At 47.3% G+C, this 4,911-nt stretch carries 7 protein-coding genes; all 7 read left to right on the top strand.

All coding sequences use genetic code 11. From position 1 onward, the window contains the following. Positions 1 to 499 precede the first annotated feature (499 nt). The gene (locus IQ242_RS16810; protein ID WP_193960758.1) at positions 500 to 691 is read left to right on the top strand and encodes a DUF1496 domain-containing protein; all 192 of its coding nucleotides are present in this window, start codon (positions 500 to 502) and stop codon (positions 689 to 691) included. Positions 692 to 1,192: 501 nt separating this feature from the next. After that, entirely contained in the window at positions 1,193 to 1,366 is a 174-nt protein-coding gene (locus tag IQ242_RS16805) for a hypothetical protein (protein WP_002757475.1), read from the top strand. A gap of 2 nt (positions 1,367 to 1,368) precedes the next feature. Continuing rightward, positions 1,369 to 1,791, top strand: coding sequence for a nitrogen fixation protein (locus IQ242_RS16800; protein ID WP_228021050.1), 423 nt, complete (start codon positions 1,369 to 1,371; stop codon positions 1,789 to 1,791). A 26-nt stretch (positions 1,792 to 1,817) separates the two neighbouring features. Further along, complete coding sequence (locus tag IQ242_RS16795; RefSeq protein WP_193960756.1) at positions 1,818 to 2,048, top strand: hypothetical protein; 231 nt, start codon at positions 1,818 to 1,820, stop codon at positions 2,046 to 2,048. A gap of 682 nt (positions 2,049 to 2,730) precedes the next feature. Beyond that, complete coding sequence (locus IQ242_RS16790; RefSeq protein ID WP_193960755.1) at positions 2,731 to 3,099, top strand: Nif11-like leader peptide family natural product precursor; 369 nt, start codon at positions 2,731 to 2,733, stop codon at positions 3,097 to 3,099. A gap of 53 nt (positions 3,100 to 3,152) precedes the next feature. Beyond that, positions 3,153 to 3,356, top strand: coding sequence for a hypothetical protein (locus IQ242_RS16785; protein ID WP_193960754.1), 204 nt, complete (start codon positions 3,153 to 3,155; stop codon positions 3,354 to 3,356). A 16-nt stretch (positions 3,357 to 3,372) separates the two neighbouring features. Then, positions 3,373 to 4,623 (top strand): nif11-class peptide radical SAM maturase 3, encoded by a 1,251-nt coding sequence (locus tag IQ242_RS16780; protein ID WP_193960753.1) that lies wholly within the window; start codon positions 3,373 to 3,375, stop codon positions 4,621 to 4,623. Positions 4,624 to 4,911 lie beyond the last annotated feature (288 nt).

Here is a 4,911-nt window from a genome sequence, read left to right as displayed (position 1 = left end):
CTCTAGATCAAAAACAATTGACAAAAATCGCTCAATGCCTTTCTATATAAGGGTTTCATCTCTGATAAACCCGTCTATTGCATAACACAAACCGAAGAACCAAATAAATAACTTATTTAAGTCATTTATAGCATTTCTGATTCACAAGAGGTACATTCCCGATCCTGAACAGCTTAATCAGCAAAGGTTTAAGTGTGCCGCACAGATGCGAGAAACGCTATATTTGGTTTTTTGTACACAATGATATAAATTTGAATATTTTTGAACATAAATAACTTATTTATCTTTAATTTGTGATGACGAAAATCGAGGCTTTTTCAGTATCGATAATTTTTTGATGGGCTAGACTAGGAGTAAAATCCTAACAAAATTAGCTTGTTTATGTTCAACTAAGGTGAATTGAGAGGTTGACTTATATTTTTTATAGGCCTAAGATGTAGATTAAATTAGTTGATTAACTCATTCTCTAGAAAGTTTCTAAAATAGGAGAATAATCCCAATGACCAACATTTTAATTTTAGACGAGTCTTTAGTCGATCTATCTGAAGATGAACAAAAAGCTGTAAGAGGTGGAGCCGCATCATGCACCTATGCGAGTCAGACCTATTCCGAAGGTTCCACAGTCAAACAGGCGGATGGTATTTACCGTTGTCAAAAAGATGGGAGTTGGGTATATGTAAAATCTGCCTAATTTATCCATTCTCGATCTGTATGACCATTCCGACTCATCAGAAATGCCTCTCGCTCAGGGTGAGAGCATCTCAAACGCTATTGACAATTGGCCAATTTTGTGATCCGCTTGCTGTGTGAGCATTTCAAGTGATACCAGTCAATCAGAATAGTTACGAAATCGACCCATTTGGTCGATTTTTGCTTAACAATTGAGAGGGCAAATTCTCCTCAAATATTCCTGAATCGCCCTCTGGGCAAGCAACTCACATAAAGTTCATTTTGTCAAGGATTGTTAAGATGCGCTTACCCTGCCTCTTGCTCCCGAACAATTATCTCTAATTAAAGGTGCGATCAATCGTGCTGATCGCGCTCGTCGAGTAGGTCAAGGTCGTCCACAACATTGTGGCGTTAGTGGTTGGCCAAGGGACGGACGATTACCAAGAGTTGATGAGCATGGATATCCGATTAATCAGTTTTAACAAAGCTGATTTTTGATAGTTAATCTATAGGGAAAGCTACAATGTCTAAAATTTTTATCGCCAACCTGAAACTCGATCGCCAACAAAACTCACTGATTTCTCTTGAGATGGAAAGTTCGCCATTAATTCAAGCCGCTATCGAACGTTCCCTCGACGCGCGTAAAGTTATTGGCGGGATCAAAACTTGCGGATGGATATGCCCAATGGAGTTTTAACCATGAAATCCGATCGCACTTTATGTCCTAGCGCGCGAGAAAATTCCCCGGATAGCGTAATTTTCGGGATCGCAGCGGGAACCGTTGAGGAACCCCGCGTCGCCTATCTCCCGGAAATCCAACCCGTCACCGCAGAAATTCTCGCACTCGCTCAACCCGTCACCCCCACCGAAGTCTTCCGCTTCGCCGCGTCCTGCGCGGAAAAAGAATGCGTTCATTTCGATGGGAAAGATTGTCGCCTCGCGCACCGGGTGGCACAGGGACTCGCAGAAGTAACCGATACCCTTCCCCCCTGTCGAATCCGGCAAAACTGTCGCTGGTGGTTACAGGAAGGAAAAGCCGCTTGTCTGCGCTGTCCGCAGGTTGTCACTGACAACTATAATCCTTCCGAAACTTTCGTGAAGGTTGCCGAACCCGAATCTTAACCCTATTAAATAGGAGTCTAATTACTATGGCTAAAATTCATATTTCCGATCTACAGGTGAACTCTTTTCAAGAATCTCTTGAAACTGCGATCAATCGCGCGATCGAGACTCGCAACATTCAAGGCGGTATAGGTATAATATCGCCGCCAAAACCAACAACACTGGGAATAAGAATTTGGCCGCCCATCACCCTCGGAATTATCTACCAACCGATCCTCCCATCACTCCCGAATATTAAGCAAGGACCCATTTTATAGCGGTTTTCAGTCTAATAACTGAACTTCCCCGTATAAATATACTAGCTATGGCTAAAAGTCTTACAGAGCCTGAGTTAAAGCAATGTAATACTAATAAACTACTGGGTACAAACTCCTGAAATCCTTACGCAGACAGGGTTTGAGGCAAAATTTTTCAAATTTGACCCTTCGACCATTATAGCTTGTTTCCGGGCAGAAAACCCTCAAAAACATGGCTACAGAGGGAATCGCTGACTCTAGAGATTAATGACACCATCTGTTACAATCAGGTTAGCGATCACTATACAGCCAACTCTACGGAATCGCTCTACTCTAGATACAGTCAACGGTACAGCCATTTTCAAAGGGAAAATGTACCCAGTAGCGTCTTTTCAATTTTTTCTGAGAAACTCCATAGGGTTTTGTTAATTTTTTAGTATTTCTGTATGGGGAAAGTCCAGTAATAAGGTATAGTAAATTCCTTGATAGATAGGCTTTTCAGCGTTTCAATCGGGACTCACTTCTGTGAAAACCGCTATAACCGCCTATCGTTAGATTAGCTGAATCTCCCCCGTCGCGGGAGTTGGGGGGGGGGGTTGCCTCTTGCAAGAGTGCCTCATCTCCACAAGCAATTTAAATGCTGAACAGCTTATCTACCAACCGTATCCTCCCATCACTCTCAAATTCTAACAGGAGTTAACTTATGGCTCTCGAACAAGTTCACGCTTTTTATCAAAAAGTCGCCTCCGATCAATCCTTCCGTTCCCGAATCCAATCGGTGAACAGTAAAGAAGAATGCAGAGAGATCGTCAAAGCTGCGGGGTTCGATTTCACACCACAGGAATTCGAGGAATACACCGCACGAATTCTAGAGTCCGATCGCCCCGATGAAGAAGTTACAGATTTAAGCGAGGAAGATTTAGCGGCGGTCGCCGGTGGATTTATCGGCGGTTTTCTATTTCACGCGATGTACGGTCTGCCACCCAACCGCAAGCTTAAATGGCGTATTCCAGGTGACGGAATCGTTCGACCGATGTACGGATTACCGGCAGATCGTCTCGTGGATTTATAATTCCAACCGACTCATAAATTTTATCGAGTATTAAACCTAGTAAGGAGCTAATCATGTCTTTTGATCGCACCCCGGATTTTACCGAAAAACTAGCAACCGATCCCGATTTTCGTTTAAAGGTTTTGGACGAAATCGCCAACGATGACGAACTCAAAGACTTAACCGAAGAAGACTTAAAAGCGATCATCGGTGGACGGATGCAACAAGTATATGGCTCGACCAGCGGTGGCGGTGGCCGTCGTACTTACTACGCCTAAATCGAGGATAATTCCAATGACCGAATACCGTCGCATCAGCTACGCCGTGTGGGAAATTACCCTAAAATGTAACCTCGCCTGTCAGCATTGCGGTTCCCGCGCCGGCCACACCCGTAGCCACGAACTTACCACTGAAGAAGCCCTCGATCTCGTCCGTCAACTGGCCGAAGTGGGCATCAAAGAAGTTACCCTGATCGGGGGAGAGGCCTTCCTCCGTCCCGACTGGCTCGATATCGCCCGGGCGATCACCGACGCGGGCATGATCTGCGGTGTCACCACCGGCGGCTACGGCATCACCCTCGACACCGCCCAAAAGATGAAAGACGCGGGGATCAAAGTCGTCTCCGTCTCCGTGGACGGATTAGAGGCTACCCACGATCGCCTGCGGGGGAAACCAGGTTCGTGGCAATGGGCTTTCCGCACCATGGGCCACCTTAAACAAGCCGGTATTCCCTTCGGTTGCAATACCCAGATAAATCGTCTTTCTGCCCCTGAATTTCCCCGAATCTACGAAAAAATCCGCGATGCGGGCGTATTTGCCTGGCAGATCCAGTTAACCGTCCCGATGGGGAACGCGGCCGATAATTCGGAGATTCTCCTGCAACCTTACGAACTCCTAGAACTATACCCGATGCTCGCCCGTGTCACCGAGCGAGCGCGACGCGAGGGGGTAGACGTACAACCGGGCAACAATATCGGCTATTACGGCCCCTACGAACGTTTATTGCGGGGAGGGGACGCGTGGACATTCTGGCAGGGGTGTAGTGCTGGACTGGCGGCACTTGGTATCGAGGCCGACGGAGCGATCAAAGGCTGTCCCTCCCTTCCCACCGCGGCCTATACTGGGGGCAATATCCGCGATCGCTCCCTACGCCAGATTATCGAAGAGGCCGAAGAACTGCGCTTCAACCTCGGTGCGGGAACCCCGAAGGGAACCGATCATCTCTGGGGATTCTGTAAAACCTGCGAGTTCGCCGAACTCTGCCGCGGTGGTTGTAGTTGGACGGCTCATGTTTTCTTCGATCGCCGAGGCAATAACCCCTACTGTCACCACCGGGCCTTAAAACAAGCGGAACGGGGAATCCGAGAGAGATTCTACCTCGATCGCCCCGCTGCGGGAATTCCCTTCGATAACGGTCAATTCGCGCTGGTAGAAGAACCCTTCCATTCTCCCCTAGCCAATGATCCCCTCGCCTTCAGTGCCGACGCGATCCAATGGCCAGAAAGCTGGCAAAACAAAACCCCCGTACTCACCCCCACAATCTAACCATGAACGAGAACCCGAACCCTATCCCCGCCATCCTACCCCGATCGGCGTGGGAGAGCCAGATCGCCTATCTCCGGGCTGTATTCCGGGCGAAAAAAGCGCTGGATGAAATTGAACGAATTCAGAACGAGAAGACATAAACGCGCCATCTCGGCGGTAATTCGCTAGTCTCCGCAGCTATATTACTTAGTAGCGACTGTCTTGATTGTCAAGGGGTAACTCAAAAAACAATCAAGGAGTTGCTGTCGAACCTAAAATCTCAAGCCAGAAAAAAAGCGCAGCAATAGT

The organism is Microcystis sp. LEGE 08355, assembly GCF_015207185.1.
In the GTDB taxonomy this organism is placed as follows: Bacteria; Cyanobacteriota; Cyanobacteriia; order Cyanobacteriales; family Microcystaceae; genus Microcystis; species Microcystis panniformis.
Note: the sequence above shows the minus strand (reverse complement) of the source record. Positions and strands in the feature narration are given on the sequence as shown.